At 62.6% G+C, this 17835-nt stretch carries 16 protein-coding genes; 9 read left to right on the forward strand and 7 right to left on the reverse strand.

The genetic code is table 11. The features are described from left to right. Window positions 1–184: 184 nt before the first annotated feature. The gene (locus CO656_RS17065) at window positions 185–463 is read right to left on the reverse strand and encodes a hypothetical protein (RefSeq protein ID WP_097526498.1); all 279 of its coding nucleotides are present in this window, start codon (window positions 461–463) and stop codon (window positions 185–187) included. Between the two features lie 319 nt (window positions 464–782). On the opposite strand from CO656_RS17065, the gene CO656_RS17070 reads away from it, so the two are divergent. After that, window positions 783–2672 carry an ABC-F family ATP-binding cassette domain-containing protein gene (locus CO656_RS17070; protein ID WP_037413879.1) on the forward strand — a complete coding sequence of 630 codons (1890 nt, stop codon included), beginning with the start codon at window positions 783–785 and terminating at the stop codon, window positions 2670–2672. A 12-nt stretch (window positions 2673–2684) separates the two neighbouring features. Here CO656_RS17070 and CO656_RS17075 read toward each other — a convergent pair whose 3' ends face one another. Next, window positions 2685–3524 carry a GNAT family N-acetyltransferase gene (locus CO656_RS17075; protein ID WP_037413876.1) on the reverse strand — a complete coding sequence of 280 codons (840 nt, stop codon included), beginning with the start codon at window positions 3522–3524 and terminating at the stop codon, window positions 2685–2687. Window positions 3525–3711: 187 nt separating this feature from the next. Here CO656_RS17075 and CO656_RS17080 point away from each other — a divergent pair, with 187 nt between their 5' ends. Next, window positions 3712–4638 carry a Gfo/Idh/MocA family oxidoreductase gene (locus tag CO656_RS17080; protein WP_097526499.1) on the forward strand — a complete coding sequence of 309 codons (927 nt, stop codon included), beginning with the start codon at window positions 3712–3714 and terminating at the stop codon, window positions 4636–4638. Window positions 4639–4841: 203 nt separating this feature from the next. On the opposite strand, the gene CO656_RS17085 is transcribed toward CO656_RS17080, so the two are convergent. Together CO656_RS17085 and CO656_RS17090 are read right to left on the reverse strand one after the other, a co-directional pair. Next, window positions 4842–5306, reverse strand: a complete 465-nt coding sequence (locus tag CO656_RS17085; protein ID WP_097526500.1) for a DNA polymerase III subunit chi — start codon at window positions 5304–5306, stop codon at window positions 4842–4844. Between the two features lie 120 nt (window positions 5307–5426). Further along, window positions 5427–6920 (reverse strand): leucyl aminopeptidase, encoded by a 1494-nt coding sequence (locus CO656_RS17090; RefSeq protein ID WP_097526501.1) that lies wholly within the window; start codon window positions 6918–6920, stop codon window positions 5427–5429. Here CO656_RS17090 and CO656_RS17095 point away from each other — a divergent pair. From CO656_RS17095 to rsmA, 7 genes are all read left to right on the forward strand, one after another. Then, a complete protein-coding gene (locus tag CO656_RS17095; protein ID WP_158665318.1) occupies window positions 6898–7236 on the forward strand; it encodes a hypothetical protein in 339 nt (112 codons plus the stop codon). The genes CO656_RS17090 and CO656_RS17095 overlap by 23 nt on opposite strands. Next, entirely contained in the window at window positions 7233–8405 is a 1173-nt protein-coding gene (lptF, locus tag CO656_RS17100; protein WP_097526503.1) for an LPS export ABC transporter permease LptF, read from the forward strand. The genes CO656_RS17095 and lptF overlap by 4 nt, the downstream gene beginning before the upstream one ends. After that, window positions 8402–9484 (forward strand): LPS export ABC transporter permease LptG, encoded by a 1083-nt coding sequence (lptG, locus tag CO656_RS17105; RefSeq protein WP_097526504.1) that lies wholly within the window; start codon window positions 8402–8404, stop codon window positions 9482–9484. The genes lptF and lptG overlap by 4 nt, the downstream gene beginning before the upstream one ends. Continuing rightward, window positions 9484–11832, forward strand: coding sequence for an LPS-assembly protein LptD (locus tag CO656_RS17110; protein WP_097526505.1), 2349 nt, complete (start codon window positions 9484–9486; stop codon window positions 11830–11832). Before lptG ends, CO656_RS17110 begins: the two co-directional genes overlap by 1 nt. A 198-nt stretch (window positions 11833–12030) precedes the next feature. Next, on the forward strand, window positions 12031–12969 hold the full coding sequence (locus CO656_RS17115) for a peptidylprolyl isomerase (protein WP_037413859.1): 939 nt from the start codon (window positions 12031–12033) through the stop codon (window positions 12967–12969). Between the two features lie 11 nt (window positions 12970–12980). Further along, complete coding sequence (pdxA, locus tag CO656_RS17120; RefSeq protein ID WP_097526506.1) at window positions 12981–14009, forward strand: 4-hydroxythreonine-4-phosphate dehydrogenase PdxA; 1029 nt, start codon at window positions 12981–12983, stop codon at window positions 14007–14009. Further along, window positions 14009–14833, forward strand: a complete 825-nt coding sequence (rsmA, locus tag CO656_RS17125; RefSeq protein WP_097526507.1) for a 16S rRNA (adenine(1518)-N(6)/adenine(1519)-N(6))-dimethyltransferase RsmA — start codon at window positions 14009–14011, stop codon at window positions 14831–14833. The genes pdxA and rsmA overlap by 1 nt, the downstream gene beginning before the upstream one ends. A gap of 15 nt (window positions 14834–14848) precedes the next feature. Here the strand turns inward: rsmA and gmk are convergent, their stop codons facing one another. The 3 genes from gmk to mltG all read right to left on the reverse strand — a co-directional run bounded on the left by gmk (window position 14849) and on the right by mltG (window position 17785). Next, entirely contained in the window at window positions 14849–15508 is a 660-nt protein-coding gene (gmk, locus tag CO656_RS17130) for a guanylate kinase (protein ID WP_037379753.1), read from the reverse strand. A gap of 3 nt (window positions 15509–15511) precedes the next feature. After that, window positions 15512–16399 carry a YicC/YloC family endoribonuclease gene (locus tag CO656_RS17135; protein WP_037413969.1) on the reverse strand — a complete coding sequence of 296 codons (888 nt, stop codon included), beginning with the start codon at window positions 16397–16399 and terminating at the stop codon, window positions 15512–15514. 198 nt (window positions 16400–16597) lie between these two features. Continuing rightward, window positions 16598–17785 carry an endolytic transglycosylase MltG gene (gene mltG, locus CO656_RS17140; RefSeq protein ID WP_037413855.1) on the reverse strand — a complete coding sequence of 396 codons (1188 nt, stop codon included), beginning with the start codon at window positions 17783–17785 and terminating at the stop codon, window positions 16598–16600. Window positions 17786–17835: the final 50 nt, after the last annotated feature.

Genomic DNA, 17835 nt, shown 5'->3' on the forward strand with positions numbered 1-17835 from the left:
GTATAAGCGCTGAACTAATATCGGGGCTTGCGCAGGAAGGTCTGCGACAAAACGCGGCACGCAGATCCGGCGCCGGGCAAAGTCATCTCAATGGAGACGAGGATGGCCCGGCTCCGCAAAGGGGACCGGGCCATGGGAAGAGCAGTCTGCCTAGGAGGACGAATGCTACGCGATCGATTCCGCGTTATCGGCTAATGCCCTGATAATATTCACCCTCTCCGCCACGGACCAGCTTCGGCTGCACGGCGTAGTCCGAGACAGACCCAGTAGAGGTACGGTCGATGGACCCGTTCGTGCGGCGAACAGAGGCCTCATCGCCTGCCTTTGGAGCGCGTTCAGTAAAGAGCGGCTTGTCGCTGATGCCTTCGTAATAGCTGCCGCCGGCAAAGGCAGCAGAAGCGCCGCCAAGAACGGCAGTGGCGACAAGGGCGGCGGCGAGAGCGGTGTGGACTGCATTTCTCATGTTGAACACTCCTGATCAGTCGTTCTCTTGAACGATGGGTTGGTCGCGACCACCTGTGAACGGATCAGTCTTTTCGAACGCGGCGGCCTTGCCGATGGCGTTCGATCCGAGCCGGATGGTCGGAAGAGCAGTTGCTCGGCTCTTCGGGGATAGATGTGGGGCCTCATGATGAGGAGCGGAAGTATTTATTATCGGAACACGTCGTCCAGGAATCGATAACAATAGGCTCTTGAAAATGCCGACTTCGGACTTATCGGGAAGCCGCGATGCTCGTCCCGTGACCCTTGCCTTCGGATAAAACTCGAGGCAAAAGGCCGCAATGATCCAGATTACCGGCCTCTCCGCCCGCGTCGCGGGCCGTCTTCTTATCGAAAACGCCTCCGTGACGCTTCCGGCCGGCACGAAGGCCGGCCTTGTCGGCCGCAACGGCGCCGGGAAGTCGACGCTCTTCCGGATCATCACCGGCGAACTTGCCGCCGAGACCGGCAGTGTCTCCGTGCCGAAGAACGCGCGGATCGGCCAGGTGGCCCAGGAAGCGCCGGGGACGGACGAGCCGCTGATTGAAATCGTGCTGAAGGCTGACAAGGAACGCGCCGCCCTTCTGGCAGAGGCCGAAATCGCCACCGACCCCCACCGGATCGCCGACATCCAGATGAGGCTTGCCGATATCAGCGCCCATTCGGCGGAAGCACGGGCGGCAAGCATCCTCGCCGGCCTCGGCTTCGACCATGAGGCGCAGCAGCGCCCCGCCTCCTCCTTCTCCGGCGGCTGGCGCATGCGCGTGGCGCTTGCGGCCGTGCTCTTTTCCGAGCCTGACTTGCTGCTGCTCGACGAGCCGACCAACTATCTCGATCTCGAAGGTACCTTGTGGCTCGAGGATTACATCCGCCGCTATCCACATACGGTGATCATCATCAGCCATGATCGGGACCTGTTGAACACGGCCGTCAACGCGATCGTCCACCTCGACCAGAAGAAGCTCAACTTCTATCGCGGCTCCTATGACCAGTTCGAGCGGCAGAAGGCGGAAGCCGACGAACTGCAGATGAAGGCGAAGGCCAAGAACGAAGCCGCCCGCAAGCATCTGCAGAGTTTCATCGATCGATTCAAGGCGAAGGCATCCAAGGCCCGGCAGGCGCAAAGCCGCATCAAGGCGCTCGAACGCATGGGCACGGTCGCCGCCGTCATCGAGGAGCATGTCCAGGGCTTCTCCTTCCCAGATCCGGAGAAGCAGGTCGCCTCGCCGATCGTCGCCATCCAGGGCGGTGCGGTCGGATACGAGCCGGGCAAGCCGATCCTGAAGAGGCTCAGCCTGCGCATCGACGCGGACGACCGCATTGCGCTGCTCGGCTCCAACGGCAACGGCAAGTCGACCTTTGCGAAATTCATCTCCGGCCGCCTCGCGGCAGAGGCCGGCGAGGTGCGGATCGCGCCGGGCCTGAAGACCGGCTTCTTCGCCCAGCATCAGCTCGACGATTTGATCCCGACGCAAAGCGCCGTGGAACATGTGCGCCGCCGCATGCCGGATGCGCCGGAAGCAAAGGTCCGCTCGCGCGTCGCACAGATGGGGCTGTCGACCGAGAAGATGGATACGCCAGCCAAGGACCTTTCCGGCGGCGAGAAGGCGCGGCTGCTCATGGGGCTCGCCGCTTTCGATCAGCCGAACCTTCTGATCCTAGACGAGCCGACCAACCATCTGGACATCGACAGCCGCAACGCGCTGATCACCGCCCTCAACGACTATTCCGGCGCCGTCATCCTGATCTCGCATGACCGCCACCTGATCGAAGCAACCGCCGACCGGCTTTGGCTGGTGCGGGACGGAACGGTGACGAGCTATGACGGCGATCTCGAAGACTATCGAAGCGTCATTGTCGGCGGCCCCAAGGCGAAGGACGAAAAGCCGAGGGCCAACGGCTCGGACGAAAGCCTGTCGAAGGCCGACCAGCGCAAGGCCAATGCCGGCAAGCGTGCTTCGCTGGCGCCGCTCAAGAAAAGGATCAACGAGATCGAGTCCTTGACGGCAAAACTCGAGAAACTGATTCAGGCCCTCGATGCCGAGTTGGCCGACCCGACGCTCTACGAGAAAGCGCCCGCAAAGGCGGCTCAGCGCGCAAGGGAACGGGCGGAGGCGGTAGCAAAGCTCGCCCAGGCCGAAGAGCAATGGCTCGAGCTTTCGGCCGAATACGAGGAGGCGATGGCCAGTTAGAGCAGGCCACGCTCAGCCGAGTTCGAAGGTCGTAATCCCGTAAATCCGTGGAAGCGGCAGGTCCGGCGCCGGTCCACGATACATGCGCGCGGTCTCGAAAACCGGCTTCATGTTGTAGCGCTCGCAAAGTGCCCTCGCCGAGGCGTTCGGCTCGGGAATGTCGAGGAAGATCCGCTGCCCCTTTGCTCCCGCAGCCAGCTTGCGGAACACGAGGTCGGCGCCGGTCTCGTTGTCGGCAAAGAGCGGGCCGATCTTCAACCCTTCGCGGCAGGCGCGGATCGTCCCGTATCCGGCGATGGTGCCGTCGCGCAGGAGAAGCACGCTCCGACGGGTCGGCAACTGTTTCGTCCATTCGTAGAGAAAGGCGTCGCGTCGGGCCGGATTGAAGCGGCGGTCATAGTCAATGAGAGCGGCGACATGCACCGGGGCCGCGTCGACAAGATGGGTGCCCGGAGGCTCGGTGACATCGACGGAACCGCCATAGCGGACGTTCGCATGCGCCCAGGCGAAGCCCGATTTTCGATAGTTGCCCTGCTGCGCCACCACCCCGTCAAGGCCGATGACGCGGCCTTCGCTGCTGGCAATCGCCCGATCCCAGAGGGCGAAGCCGATGCCCCTGCCCCGAAACACCGGATCGGCGATGTAAAGGCCAAGAAAGGCATACTGGCTGCCGTAGCGCACCAGCGATAGGCCAGCCGCCAGGGCTTCCTCTTCCGTTGCGACCCAATAGCCCTCCGGATCGGCCGCCCAGAAGGCGTTGCCGTCCTCCAGGCCGGGATTCCAGCCCTCCCTCGCCGCCCAGTCGATGATTGTGTCAAGCTCGGCGCGCGTCGCATGGCGGATGTTCGGCATGGCAAATCCTCGACTGTACTCCGAATGATGAGGGCGCAAGACCATCGTCATCCGAGGCATAACAGATTTGTTTGCATCTTGTGCCCCGAGGTGCCAGCTTGTTTCAAGACCGAACCCCGCTTGCCCGCCGCCCTCAATCTGCTACAAGAGGCGGCAATAAGTCATACTAATTAAGAGCGAAGCACCCATGTCCCCCATTCGAATTGCCATTGTCGGCGTCGGCAAGATCGTGCGCGATCAGCATCTGCCGGCGCTTGCCAAGGATGCCGACTATCAACTGATCGCGGCAGCGAGCCGCCATGGAACGGTCGACGGCATCGACAATTTCAAGTCGATCGAGGCGATGCTCGAGGCGGTACCGGCGATCGACGCGGTGTCGCTCTGCATGCCGCCGCAATACCGCTACGAAGCGGCCCGCACTGCCCTCGAGGCCGGCAAGCACGTCTTCCTCGAGAAGCCGCCGGGCGCGACCTTGAGCGAGGTCGCGGACCTTGAGGCGCTGGCGGCGGCCAAGGGCCGTTCGCTCTTCGCCAGCTGGCATTCGCGCTATGCACCGGCGGTCGAAGCCGCCAAGGCCGTTCTGGCGTCGACGACGATCCGCACCGTCAGGATCATCTGGAAGGAGGATGTCCGCCACTGGCATCCGAACCAGGAATGGATCTGGGCAGCCGGCGGGCTCGGCGTGTTCGATCCGGGCATCAATGCCCTGTCAATCATCACCCACATCCTGCCGCGGCCGATCTTCATAGCCTCGGCGACGCTTGAATTCCCCGAGAACCGCGACGCACCGATCGCCGCCTCGATCGCCTTCAGCGATGCCCAAAAGCTCGACGTTTCGGCCGAATTCGACTGGCGCCAGACGGGCAAGCAGAGCTGGGACATCATTGCCGAGACCGAAGCCGGCGAGATGGTTCTTTCCGAAGGCGGTGCCAAGCTCGCCATCGACGGCAAGATCGTCCACGACGAGCCGGAGCAGGAATATCCGATGCTCTATCGCCGTTTCGCCGAGATCATCAAGGAGGGTCGGTCGGACGTCGACCTGTCGCCGCTCCGGCACGTCGCCGACGCCTTCATGCTCGGCCGACGAAAATTCGTGGAAGCATTCCACGACTGAGATGAAGTGCCGGCGGGGTATCGTTTGCCTCTCGCCGCTGTTTGCAGATTTGCCCCTCACCCTAACCCTCGCCCCGCACGCGGGGAGAGGGGACTTAGAGGGGCCGCGAGTCTCCTTCGCCCGAACTTAGAGGGGCCGCGAGTCTCCTTCGCCCCGGCTGCGGGGAGAAGGAGGCCGGCAGGCCGGATGAGGGGCACGGGCGATCATCCCTGCTGTGATTCGGCCTTCTTCTCCCACCTTCCGTCGCGGTTTTGCTGCCAATAGGTGAGGTTATGCCCCTCGCCCTTCAGCCGCTTCCATTGACCGCGCGCCGCCTCGAGTTGCCCCTGGTCGTACCCGTCGAACATGAAGACGACGCGCTCGTATTCGGAAAGCGGCGGCGGCTCGGCGCCGTCGACGAGGAAGCGCACGGTCGCGCTATTCCGGTTGCCACTGTCGGCGACGATCAGGATCGGTTGCTCGGCGGCAAACTCACCCGCATCCGTGCCGTGCGGCAGAAAGCTGTCGTCGCGGTAGACCCAGAGATGCGTGTCGAGCGCGTCGCGCCTCTCCGCATCGACCGTGTGCACGGCCACCCGCCAGCCGCGCTCGAGGCTTCTGTCCAGGAGCGGCGGCAGGGCGTCCTCGAGTTTCGATTCGGTCAGGTGGTAGAAAAGGATTTCGGTCATTCCCGCAGCCCACTACAGCGCCGCGCGTCTTATCAGACGCGCAAAGGACGCTGTAGCACTTTGGATTGCTGCATGTCTTTATCCTTAAATCGGCTATTTAAGGATACATGCAGTAGGCAATCAGGATTCGTAGTTTGCCCGGACCAGTTCGTCGAGGAGACGCACACCGAAGCCGGAGCCCCAGGACTGGTTGATCTCATCGGTCGGCGAACCCATCGCGGTGCCGGCGATGTCGAGATGCGCCCAGGGCGTATCCTTGACGAACCGCTTCAGGAACTGCGCCGCCGTCACCGAACCGCCGTGGCGGCCGCCGGTATTTTTCATGTCTGCAAATTTGCTGTCGATCATCTTGTCGTATTCCTTGCCGAGCGGCATCCGCCACAGGCGCTCCCGCGTCGTCGTGCCGGCCTTCAGCAGCTGTTCGGCGAGGTGATCATCGTTCGAGAACAGCCCGGCATAATGATTGCTGAGCGCCACCATGATCGCGCCGGTCAGCGTGGCGAGGTCGATCATCGCCTTCGGCTTGAAGCGATCGTTGCAATACCAGAGCGCGTCGCAGAGGACGAGCCTGCCTTCGGCATCGGTGTTGATCACCTCTATCGTCTGGCCGGACATGGACGTGACGATATCGCCAGGGCGCTGCGCACTGCCGTCCGGCATGTTCTCCACGAGCCCGATGATGCCGACGGCATTGACGTTCGCCTTGCGGGCCGCCAGCACATGCATGAGACCGGTCACGGCGGCGGCACCGCCCATATCTCCCTTCATCTCCTCCATGCCGGAGGCGGGCTTGATCGAGATGCCGCCCGTGTCGAACACGACGCCCTTGCCGATGAAGGCAATCGGCTTGTCCTTTGCCTTGCCGCCCTTCCACTGCATCACGACCAGCCGCGGCGGGCGGGACGATCCTTGCGCGACGCCGAGGAGCGCGCCCATTCCGAGCTTCTTCATTTCCCGCTCGGTCAGGATCTCGACCTCGATGCCGAGCTTCTCAAGTTCCTTCGCACGCGCCGCGAACTCCACGGGGCCGAGCACATTGGCGGGCTCGTTGACGAGGTCGCGCGCCAGGAAAACGCCCTCGCCGACCGCCTGGGCGGTGGCGAATGCCTTCTTCGCGGCGATGACCATACCGGTGACGATGGTGACCTTCACCACTTTCTGAGCAGACTTCGAGTCGTCGTCGGACTTGCGTGTCTTGTAGCTGTCAAAGGCATAGGCGTTCATTTCCATGCCGAGGGCGAAGTCGGCCGCCGCCTTGCCGGTTACCTCGGCATCCGGCGCATCGATGAAGATGGTGGCCTTCTCGGCGTTGCGCAGCTTCGCGGCCGCGGCACCGCCGGCTTTCAGCCAGTCGTGGCTCGTGAGCGCTGCCGCATCTCCAAGGCCGAGCAGAATGATCCGATCCGCCGGCGAGCCGTGCGGGGCGACGACGTCGAGCGTGGAGAGCGCCTTGCCGGTGAACTTGCCGATCTTCGCCGCCTTCGGCAGCACTCCCTCGGGATCCACGACAGCGGCACCTGCCGGTTCCTTCGCGCCGGCGACCTGGAGGAGGACTGCGGAGCCCCCGGCCGGGCGGTGGGATTTGCTGAACGTGAACTCGAACTTCATCGGCATACAGGGGACTCCGGCATTTCTGGTGGGCTTCCGTCCGGCTGTTACCGGACGGCTACAGTGGCGGACATTCGCGACGTCGACCATGTTCAAAACCGTGGCGCGCACCCTTCTCGCTTTTGAAGCGCTTGGCAAGATGCCCGCACATGTTTACATGCGGTTAACCGCAGTTCTTCGCCTTATATTATCCCTGTTGTTCGAGACTCTGGGTTTCGACGAAGGAGACGGGAAACCGGTTCGGCCGGAACGCGAATACGAGGCTCGTAAGCGCATGAACGGCTCGAATGAAGAGCAGGATTTGGGTCGGAAACGGGTATGAAGCTGATCGAACGCTACATCTTCCGGCGCGCCACGATCATGTTCCTGGCAACGCTCCTGCCGCTGCTCGGCATCGTCTGGACCACGCAGGCGCTGAGCAACGTCAACCTGGTCACGGACAGCGGCCAGTCGATCTTCGCCTTCCTCAAGCTCGCGACCTTGATCCTGCCTTCGGTCGTTCCGATCATCCTGCCCTTCGCGCTTTTGATCGGCGTCACTCAGACGCTGAGCGTGATGAACACCGATTCGGAGCTGACGGTGCTCAACGCCGCCGGCAGCTCACGCATGTCGGTCATCCGGCCGGTGATCTATTTTGCCGTGGGGCTCAGCGTCCTTTCCTTCGTCATCGACAATTTCGTCGAGCCCTATTCGCGCGTCGCGGTGCGCAAGATGATTGCTACGGCCCATGCCGACCTGCTTTCCTCAGTGGTGCAGGAAAACGCCTTCCGGAAGATCACCGACGGACTTTACGTGCAGGTCGCGGCGCGGCGCAGCGGCGGCGTCCTGCACGGCATCTTCGTCGCCGATTCGCGCAATCCGAACTTCGAGCTCGTCTACTATGCCCGCGAGGGCGCGGTCGACGAGGAGCGTTCGGCGCTGGTGATGAAGGACGGCGAAGTCCATCGCAAACTGCCGGACGGCGGCGTCTCGGTCATCAAGTTCGATTCCTACGCCTTCGATCTTACCGACATGACCAGGGCGGCGGGCGAAGCCACCATTCGGGCCAAGGATCGCGACCTCTTCTATCTCATCGATCCCGATCCGGAAGATCCTTCCTACAAGCGCTCGCCGCTGACCTTTACGGCGGAACTGCACCGGCGCCTCACCGAGTGGACCTATCCGCTCCTCTTCGGTTTGATCGCCCTCGTCGTCAGCAGCGATGCCCGCTCGCACCGGGAGGCGCGCGTTCATCCGACGATCAGTGCCGTGGGCGCGGCCCTCGTCATCCGCTGGATGACCTTCTACGCCGGCAACAGCGCCGAAGATTCGATCTGGTTCATACCGCTCATGTATCTGGTGCCGCTGGTGACCGGCGCCCTGGCGATTCGCCAGCTCGGCAGCAACCGCCGCCTCGACATACCGATGACGTGGAAGGAAAAATTCACCGATCTCATGCTGCGGCTTCGGCTCGTGCGGCCGGCTGGCGCCGACGGGGAACAGGCGTCATGATCCTCAACACCCTCGGACTCTATTTCTTCAAGCGTTACATCGTCACCACGTTCTGGTTCCTAGTCGGCATCTTCGCGCTGATCTTCATCATCGATTTCAGCGAGCTCTCCAGCCGCATGTCGGCCCTGCCGCACTACACGGTCAGCGGCGCCCTGTTGATGACGACGTTCCGCATCCCGACCATCCTGCAGCAGACGGTACCCTTCGTGGCCCTGTTTTCCGCCATGGCTGCACTGATCTCGCTCAACCGCCGCTACGAGCTGGTCGTCACGCGGGCCGCCGGCATTTCCGTCTGGCAGTTCCTGAGACCCTTCGTGCTGGGTGCGTTCCTCTTCGGCATTCTCGCCGTCGCAGCCCTCAACCCGCTTGCCGCCTGGGGAACGAAACGGGCGGAAGCGCTGGAGGCGGAATGGGGTTCCTCCCGCTCGGCGCAATCCAATTCGATTCCGTGGCTTCGACAGATCTATGACGGCACCGACACGATCATCGGCGCCCGGTCCGTCCAGAACGGCGGCACGGAGCTCATCAACGTCACCGTCTTCCACTTTGATCCACAGGGAACCATCATCCTGCGTCAGGATGCCAAGTCGGCGAAACTTGAAGATGGTTACTGGCTCCTTAACGGGGTCACCGAAAGCGGCAACGGACGGCTGCCCCGACGTCTGGAAACGGTACGTCTTCGTACCAATCTGAAAGCCGATTTCGTCCAGGAACGCTTGGCAAAGGCTGATTCCATTCAGTTTTTCGACCTGCCGCACAAAATCGAAGTGGCCCGATCCTTCGGCTTCTCGACCGACGCCATGGAGACCCAGCTACACTCGCTCCTGTCGCTGCCACTGCTTCTCGTTGCGATGACTTTGATCGCCGCCTGCGTGTCTCTAAAGTTTAGCCGGTTCAACCAATCGCGCTCCGTAATTCTCGGTGGAATCCTGTCAGGCTTCGTGCTTTATGTCGTCACCGTGCTTGTCAAAGCATTCGGGAGCAGCGGTATCGTGCCTCCGTTCGTTGCAGCCTGGTTGCCAGTTGTTGTAGCGATGGCGCTGGGCTCGACGATTCTATTGCATCAGGAGGATGGCTAGTGGCGGCAGGCAACCGCGGACCTATGAAGCTTATCAACGCCGCCCTCCTCGCAGGCGTGGCGCTGCATGCGCTTGCTATCGGAATGCATGCGCCGGCCATGGCGCAGGACACATCTACCCGAATCGACCAGCTGCAGCCGAACATCCCGGCCGACGCGAAGCTCCTGCTGACCGCCAATGAGCTGGTCTACAACCGCGACACGGAAATCGTCATCGTGCGCGGCAACGTCCAGATCGAATATGGCGGCTACAAGATGGTGGCCCGCCAGGTCGAGTACAATCAGCAAAGCGGCCGTATTCTTGCGACCGGGGAAGTGCAGCTGATCGAGCCCGGCGGCAATGTCGTCTATGCCGACAAGATGGACGTCACCGACGATTTCGGCGATGGTTTCGTCACGGCGTTGCGGATTGAAACCACCGACCTGACCCGGCTTGCGGCCGAAAGCGGCGAACGGCGCGGCGGCGAAGAATTCATCCTCAACAAGGCCGTCTATACTGCCTGTACGCCCTGCTCGACCAAACCGGAGCACCGCTCGCTGTGGCACATCAAGGCGCAGCGTGTCATTCAGAACGGCCGCACCCGCACGATTCGCCTTGAACACGCCTATTTCGAGCTCTTCGGAAAGCCGATCGCCTACATACCGGTGATGGAAATTCCCGACCACACCGTCAAACGCAAGAGCGGCTTCCTGTTTCCGACTTTCCGCTACGCGCAGAAACTCGGCGCCGGCGTCGGCATCCCCTATTATTGGGCGATCTCGCCCTATATGGACGCAACCGTCACCGCGACTGGATTGACGCGCCAGGGCTTCCTGCTCGAAGGCGAGTTCCGCCAGCGGTTCCACAACGGCATGCATACGCTGAACGTGGCCGGCATCAGCCAGATGGACCGGGACCAGTTCACGCCCGGAACCGTCGATGCGCAGGAGACCGCACGCGGCATGGTGGCGTCCAAGGGCCGATTCGAGATCAATCCGCGCTGGACCTTCGGCTGGAACGTTCTCGTCCAATCGGACAACAACTTCGCCAAGACCTACGACCTTTCGTCGTTCGATGGCACGACCTATGTCAACCAGGCCTACTTGTCCGGTCTCGGCAAGCGCAACTATTTCGACCTGCGCGCCTTCTATTTCGACATCCAGGATGCCGATCCGGACAGCATCGCCGAAAACCAGCAGCCGATCGCGCAGGTCCTCGACTATTCCTACACGGCGCCCGAACCGGTGCTGGGCGGCGAGCTCAATGCCGACTTCAACTTCACGAACGTCAAGCGCAACCGGCTCGACCGCGACACGACGGTTTTCGGCGTGGATCGCTTCCGCGGGCTTGAGGGAACGTCGCATCGCCTGACCGGCGAACTCGAATGGAAGCGGACCTTCATCGCCCCAGGCGGTCTGGCGCTGACGCCATTGCTTGCGGCGCGCGGCGACGCGATCGGCGTCAATGTCGACGACCCCGTCGGCTACACCGGCGATTTCACCAGCAGCGATGCCGTGACGCGGAGCATGCTCACCGCGGGTCTCGAGGCGCGCTATCCGATCCTTTTTGCCGGTGAAACGAGCAGCCACGTGCTGGAGCCGATCGCACAGCTCTATGCGCGGCCGAACGAACAATATGCCGGCGCACTGCCGAACGAAGATGCCCAGAGCTTCGTCTTCGACGCCACCAATCTCTTCGACCGCGACAAGTTTTCCGGTTTCGACCGGATCGAGGGCGGAACACGTGCCAATGTCGGCTTCCGTTACACCGGAAGCTTCGACAACGGCTACGGCCTGCGCGCCATTGCCGGGCAATCATTCCACCTCGGCGGCCTCAACTCCTTCGCAACTGACGATCTCGTCAAGGCTGGGGCGGATTCGGGCCTGGAAAGCGACCGATCCGATTACGTGGCGATGTTCGGCGTCGACGCGCCTTCCGGCTTGATGGCAAGTCTCTCCGGCCGTCTGGACGAAGAGGACTTCAGCCTGCGGCGTGCCGATGCGACGGTCGGCTATCTCGGGCTGACATGGCAGGCCGCCTTCACCTATACGCGGATCGAGGCACAGCCGCTCTACGGCTCGGCCTTCGACCAGGACGAGATCCAATCGGCTGCCGCCTATCGGTTCCACGACTACTGGTCGGTGTTCGGCGGCGTGACTTACGACATCAATGAGGGCGTCGTAACCCGGCATGGCTTGGGACTGACCTATGACGATCAGGACACGCTGTTCTCGATCGTCTACAAGTCGGAGCGGGATACGGACAGCACGGTCGCCAACGACTGGTCGATCGGTGCCCGCATCAGTTTCCGCACGCTCGGCGACATCAATGTGGGCGAGACCACCTTCGAAGAGCTGGACTATTTCTGAGACGTCCCTCGCTCCTCTTCTAATCTCGAGCGCCGTGATCGCGCCGCATAAATGCGGCGCGATCGTTTGATCACGCGCTCTTGTCATCGTTTAGCCGCATGTATTATGCATTTCCCACAAATTGACAGTGGGCAGGCGGACGGTTGAGGCTGTGGCAACGGCTGCGAGCAATCGACGCGGGATGAGCAGGGAACGATAATGGGCGGGAAATTCTCGATCGTGAAGGCGCTCTCCGCCCTGGCGGTCGCCGGGGTGCTGAGCTTTGCTTCGGGTACGGCCGTTCAGGCTGCGAGCGGAGTAAGTGTAATCGTCAACAATACGGTGATCACCTCAGGTGATATCGCCAAGCGCGTGGCGTTCCTTCGCCTGCAGCGCCAGGGCGGCGGCGCGGCCGAAGCCAAGAAGCAGCTGATCGACGAGGTGCTGAAGCGCGCCGAGATCGCGCGCGTCCAGCAGTCGGTGAGCACCCAGGAGGTCGACGCCGCCTATGCGCGATTTGCCGCCGGCAACAAGCTGTCGCCTGAACAGCTCGGCAAGATTCTCGACCAATCCGGCGTCGGTGTCGAGCATTTCAAACAATATATCGCTGTCCAGATGAGCTGGCCGCGGGTCGTCAATTTCCGCTATGGCAGCGCCACGCGCCTCTCCGGTGGCGATCTCGTCAAACGCATGATGGAAGGCGGCGGCGACAAGCCGGTCACCACCGAGTACTTCCTGCAGCAGGTCATCTTCGTCATACCGGAAAAGAAGCGCGGCGCAATCACCGCCAAGCGGCAGGCCGAAGCCAATGCCTCGCGCTCGAAGTTCCCCGGCTGCGAGACGTCGAAGGTGTTTGCCGCGAACTACCGTGACGTATCGATCCGCAGCCTCGGCCGCGTGCTTGCCCAGCAGCTGCCGGAAGATTGGAAGCCGCTCGTCGAAAAGGCGGGCGACGGCATGACGACAGGTACGCGCGTCACCGAAAAGGGCGTCGAATATCTGGCAATCTGCAAGAAGCGCCAGGTCAATGACGACGCCGCCGCCGAAGTCGTCTTCCGCGCCGAGGATATCGGCAAGAAGAAGGCCGGCGGCGAAGATCCGAACAGCGAAAAATATCTCGAGGAACTGCGCTCCAAGGCGCAGATCGTCAACAAGTAATACGGGCTAACATGAGCGACACGCGCGGCAGGCCGGTTGCCCTGACGATGGGCGACCCGGCCGGTATCGGCCCGGACATCACTCTTGCCGTTTGGGCAAAGCGGGAGGCGCAGGCAACTGCGCCTTTCCTCTTCATCGGCGACCCCGCGGTGCTTTCGGCACGCGCCAAGACGCTCGGGATCACCGTGCGGATCGAGGAAACCGATTGTCTCAACTCCGCCGCCGTTTTCCCGAATGCCCTGCCGGTATTGCCGATCCCATGTCGCGCTACCGTTATCGCCGGTGAACCGAGCGCGGAGAATGCCGCTGCCGTGACCGAAGCGATCGATACAGCCGTTCGACTCGTCATTGCCGGTGAGGCGTCGGCCGTGACGACAAATCCCATCGCCAAAGCCGTGCTCTACGAGGCGGGCTTCCGCTTCCCCGGCCATACGGAATACCTCGCCGATCTGGCGGAGAAGGCGACCGGAACCGCCGTCCGGCCGGTGATGATGCTGGCGGGGCCGAAACTGCGCGCCGTTCCCGTGACGATCCATATCCCGCTCAAGGATGTTCCCGCCGCACTGACGCCGGATCTGATCTACCGGACCTCTACGATTACCGCCGCCGATCTCAAGAGCCGCTTCGGGCTGGAGACGCCGCGCCTGGCGATCGCCGGACTGAACCCGCATGCCGGAGAAGGCGGCGCGCTCGGTTTCGAGGACGATGCTGTCATCCGCCCGGTCGTCGACCGGCTTCGCGGCGAAGGTCTGAACGTCGTCGGCCCGCTTCCGGCGGACACCATGTTCCACGACCGGGCAAGAGAGACCTACGACGTCGCGATCTGCATGTATCACGATCAAGCGCTGATCGCAGCCAAGGCGCTCGGCTTCGACGAGAGCGTCAATGTGACGCTTGGCTTACCTTTCATCAGAACATCGCCGGACCACGGCACCGCCTTTGCGATTGCCGGAAAGGGAATGGGTCGCGAAGACAGCTTGCAGGCGGCCTTGCGGCTTGCCGCGGAACTTTCGGCAAATGCCGGGAAGGCTCAGCGCTGATGGCAGCTCTCGATGGTCTGCCGCCGCTTCGCGACGTCATACAGCGCCACGGGCTGGATGCAAAGAAGGCGCTTGGGCAGAACTTCCTGCTCGATCTCAATCTCACCCAGAAGATCGCCCGCACGGCCGGCCCCCTTGACGACGTCACCGTCATCGAAGTGGGGCCGGGCCCCGGCGGGCTGACGCGCGCCATCCTGGCGCTCGGCGCAAAGAGGGTCGTGGCAATCGAACGAGACTCGCGTTGCCTGCCGGCACTTGCCGAAGTCGGCGCCCACTATCCCGGTCGGCTCGACATCGTCGAAGGCGACGCCCTGAAGGTCGATTTCGAGAGCCTTGCCGAGGGTCCGGTGCGTATCATCGCCAACCTGCCCTACAATGTCGGCACGCAGCTTCTCGTCAACTGGCTGCTGCCGGAGCGCTGGCCGCCCTTCTGGGAGTCGATGACGCTGATGTTCCAGCGGGAAGTCGGATTGCGCATCGTCGCAGGCGCCGACGACGATCACTATGGCCGCCTTGGCGTCCTCTGCGGCTGGAGAACCAAGGCGCGCCTCGCCTTCGACGTGCCGCCGCAGGCCTTCACCCCTCCTCCGAAGGTCACGTCCACGGTTGTGCATCTCGAGCCGATCGAAACGCCCATTCCCTGTGTGGTATCCTCTCTCGAGAAAGTCACGCAGGCAGCCTTCGGCCAGCGCCGCAAGATGCTGCGCCAGAGCCTCAAGCCGCTCGGTGGCGAAGCACTGCTCGGCAAGGCCGGCATCGACCCGCAACGCCGAGCCGAGACGCTGACGGTCGAAGAATTCTGCCGCCTTGCGAATTGCCTGTGAGCCGACACGAAGGACTTAGAACGGGTTTTCCGTCAGAAGCCCGTTGACGAATTCGAACAGACCGGGGCGACGGTCGCGGCGCAGGCGCTCCGCTTCGATGATAGAACGGACCGAGGAGAAGGCGCGGTCCAGATCGTCGTTGACGACGATATAGTCGTATTCCCGCCAATGCTCGATCTCCGCGCGCGAGTTGGCGAGTCGAGTGGCGATCACCTCCTCGGTGTCTTCGGCGCGACGGTGCAGTCGCGACTGCAGCTCGGCCATGGACGGCGGCAGGATGAAGATCGAGACCACGTCGCCCGCCATCTTTTCCTGCAATTGCTGCGCACCTTGCCAGTCGATGTCGAAGAGCATGTCACGCCCTTCGGCCATCGCCGCCTCCACCGCGTCGCGCGGCGTGCCGTAAAAATTGCCGTGTACCTCGGCCCATTCGAGCAGCGAATCCGTCGCCCTCAGGGCTTCGAATTCGCGGATCGTCTTGAAGTGGTAGTGCCGGCCCTCGATCTCGCTCAGTCTCTTCGCGCGCGTCGTCACACTCACGGAAATGCTCAGTTCCGGATCGGCTTCAAGCAGGTTGCGCGCGATGGTCGACTTGCCCGCACCCGAGGGCGACGAGATCACGAGCATCAATCCGCGACGGGGTATCCTGATGGGCGATGCGGTCGCCGATTTCATGTGTTACTCCAGATTCTGAACCTGTTCGCGGAACTGGTCGATCACAACCTTCAGTTCGATGCCCGCGGCCGAGACGACAGCGGCATTCGACTTCGAACAGATCGTATTCGATTCCCGGTTAAATTCCTGTGCAAGGAAATCCAGCTTGCGTCCGACCGGACCGCCTTTCGTCAGAAGCTCGCGGGCGGCAGCGATATGCGAGCGGAGCCGGTCGATCTCTTCCCGGAGGTCGGCCTTTGTGGCAAGAAGTGCGACCTCGGCATGCAATCTCTCGCGGTCGATCGACGAGGCATTGTCCATGATCAGCGCGACCTGCTGCACCAGTCGCGCGGCAATGGCCGAAGGGCTGCGTGAGGGATCGTTCTCCACCGTCGTCGTCAGCGCTTCGATGCGGTCCACCTGCGCCAGCAGAACTTTTTCAAGCGCCGCTCCCTCGTCTTCGCGCATCGCCATGAGGTCGCCAAGCGCCAGCTCCAGCCCCTTGACAATGTCGGCGTCGCGGGCGGCGCGCTCGCTCTCGCTTTCCTCCGGCTCGCGAAGATCGATGATGCCGCGGAGCGACAGAAGCGTATCGAACCTCAGCGGCGCCGGATCGACGAGATCCCCGAGCTGCTCGCGGAGCCTCAGGACAGCGTCCAGGGCACCCCGATTGATCACGGCGTCGACGGCCGTCTCGCCGCCGCTGACCGACAGGGCGATCTGCAGGTTGCCGCGAGAGAAATACTGCGGAGCAAGACGCCGACAGTCGGGCTCGAAACGCTCCAGCCCCTGCGGCAGGCGGAGCCGCACATCGAGCCCCTTGCCGTTGACCGAGCGCAACTCCCAGGCCCAGCGATAGCGGCCGCTGCTCCCCTCTCTCCTGGCGAAGCCGGTCATCGATTGGAGCGGCATGGTTTCCTCCATTTCGCTGCTGAGTGCTTCCTCTAGCCGATTGCAGACGAGGGCCAAACACGCAGCGTTGCTAAGCTACAGCGGCTTTGTGCGTCCGCAAGAACGCAAGGCGCTGTCGTGCAGACAGCAATAGGGCGACGGCGCGGCATACCGCAAGGGATATCCGCGCCGTCCGCCAATCGTCCACAATGAGCCTGTCTATTGCGCCTCGGGCACCGTGGCGGCATCCGCAGCCGCCTTCGCCGCCTCGGCCGCCTTTTCGGCCTCGAGCTTTCGCCACCGCCGCACATTCGCATTGTGCTCTTCGAGGGTTGCGGCGAAGACGTGACCGCCGGTCCCGTCGGCGACAAAATAAAGCTCGGGCGTACGCGACGGATTGGCCACCGCTTCCAGCGCCGCCCGGCCCGGATTGGCGATCGGCGTCGGCGGCAGGCCCTTGATGATATAGGTGTTGTAGGGCGTTTGCTTTTCCAGGTCCGACTTCAGGATCGCCCGGTCGGCTGGTTTGCCCTCGCCGCCGAAGATGCCGTAGATGATCGTCGGATCCGACTGCAGGCGCATGCCTTTTTCCAACCGGTTGATGAACACGGAGGCTACACGCGGCCGTTCGTCTGCGCGGCCCGTTTCCTTCTCGACGATGGAGGCGAGCGTGACGAACTCGTCGACCGACGAAACCGGCAGCTTCGGGTCACGCTTTTCCCAGATCTGCTCGACCAGCGACTTTTGTGCCGCAACCATCTGCTGGACGATCTCGGCCCGCTTGGTGCCGCGGGTGAATTTGTAGGTGTCCGGCTTCAGCGAGCCTTCGGCCGGCAGTTCCGTTGGCAGGTCGCCCACGAGCACCGGGTCGTCCGCAAGCTTGCGGAACATCTGCTTCACCGTCAGCCCTTCCGGCAGAGACACGGCATAAAGGATCGACTTGCCGGATTTCAGCAGTTCCATGATCTCCTGCATCGACGCATGCGCCTTGATCTCGTATTCGCCGGCCTTCAGCGTTTCGTTGTCGAGATAGGCTTCGGAGACGAAGCGGAACACACGGGCGTCGGTGATGATGCTGTTGCGTTCCAGGTCCTCGGCAATCTGAATAATGCCGGCCCCGCTGCGCACGATGAAGTTCCTGTTCGCTTCCAGGGGCCCAGCTTTCTCGTATTCATGCATGGCGTAGTAGACGGCGCCCGCCGCCGCCAACACGACGAAAACCACCACGGTCATCAGGAAATTGAGGAAGATGACGACCTGGCTGCGTGCTTTCCTGGAACGCTTCGGCGGCTCCGGCACGCGTTCGGGTCGTAGCGCCTCGTTCGCCGACTTCGGAATGATCGGCCCGTTGCTCCCGGTCTCATTGCGGCCGAACTGCGCCGCGCTGTTATCGTTTGAGTCGCTCACGATTTTCCCGAATCCGAAACCCGCAAATTCAATTGAGCTGTCGCCGGCGC

It is taken from the genome of Sinorhizobium sp. FG01, assembly GCF_002531875.1.
In the GTDB taxonomy this organism is placed as follows: domain Bacteria; phylum Pseudomonadota; class Alphaproteobacteria; order Rhizobiales; family Rhizobiaceae; genus Sinorhizobium; species Sinorhizobium fredii_C.

Coding starts and splice junctions, on each gene's coding strand:
- CO656_RS17085 (WP_097526500.1), bottom strand. CDS start 5,306: ATGACCGAAATCCTTTTCTACCACCTGACCGAATCGAAACTCGAGGAC.
- lptG (WP_097526504.1), top strand. CDS start 8,402: ATGATCCTCAACACCCTCGGACTCTATTTCTTCAAGCGTTACATCGTC.
- gmk (WP_037379753.1), bottom strand. CDS start 15,508: ATGAAATCGGCGACCGCATCGCCCATCAGGATACCCCGTCGCGGATTG.
- lptF (WP_097526503.1), top strand. CDS start 7,233: ATGAAGCTGATCGAACGCTACATCTTCCGGCGCGCCACGATCATGTTC.
- CO656_RS17065 (WP_097526498.1), bottom strand. CDS start 463: ATGAGAAATGCAGTCCACACCGCTCTCGCCGCCGCCCTTGTCGCCACT.
- rsmA (WP_097526507.1), top strand. CDS start 14,009: ATGGCAGCTCTCGATGGTCTGCCGCCGCTTCGCGACGTCATACAGCGC.
- CO656_RS17070 (WP_037413879.1), top strand. CDS start 783: ATGATCCAGATTACCGGCCTCTCCGCCCGCGTCGCGGGCCGTCTTCTT.
- CO656_RS17115 (WP_037413859.1), top strand. CDS start 12,031: ATGGGCGGGAAATTCTCGATCGTGAAGGCGCTCTCCGCCCTGGCGGTC.
- CO656_RS17090 (WP_097526501.1), bottom strand. CDS start 6,920: ATGCCGATGAAGTTCGAGTTCACGTTCAGCAAATCCCACCGCCCGGCC.
- CO656_RS17075 (WP_037413876.1), bottom strand. CDS start 3,524: ATGCCGAACATCCGCCATGCGACGCGCGCCGAGCTTGACACAATCATC.
- CO656_RS17135 (WP_037413969.1), bottom strand. CDS start 16,399: ATGCCGCTCCAATCGATGACCGGCTTCGCCAGGAGAGAGGGGAGCAGC.
- pdxA (WP_097526506.1), top strand. CDS start 12,981: ATGAGCGACACGCGCGGCAGGCCGGTTGCCCTGACGATGGGCGACCCG.
- CO656_RS17080 (WP_097526499.1), top strand. CDS start 3,712: ATGTCCCCCATTCGAATTGCCATTGTCGGCGTCGGCAAGATCGTGCGC.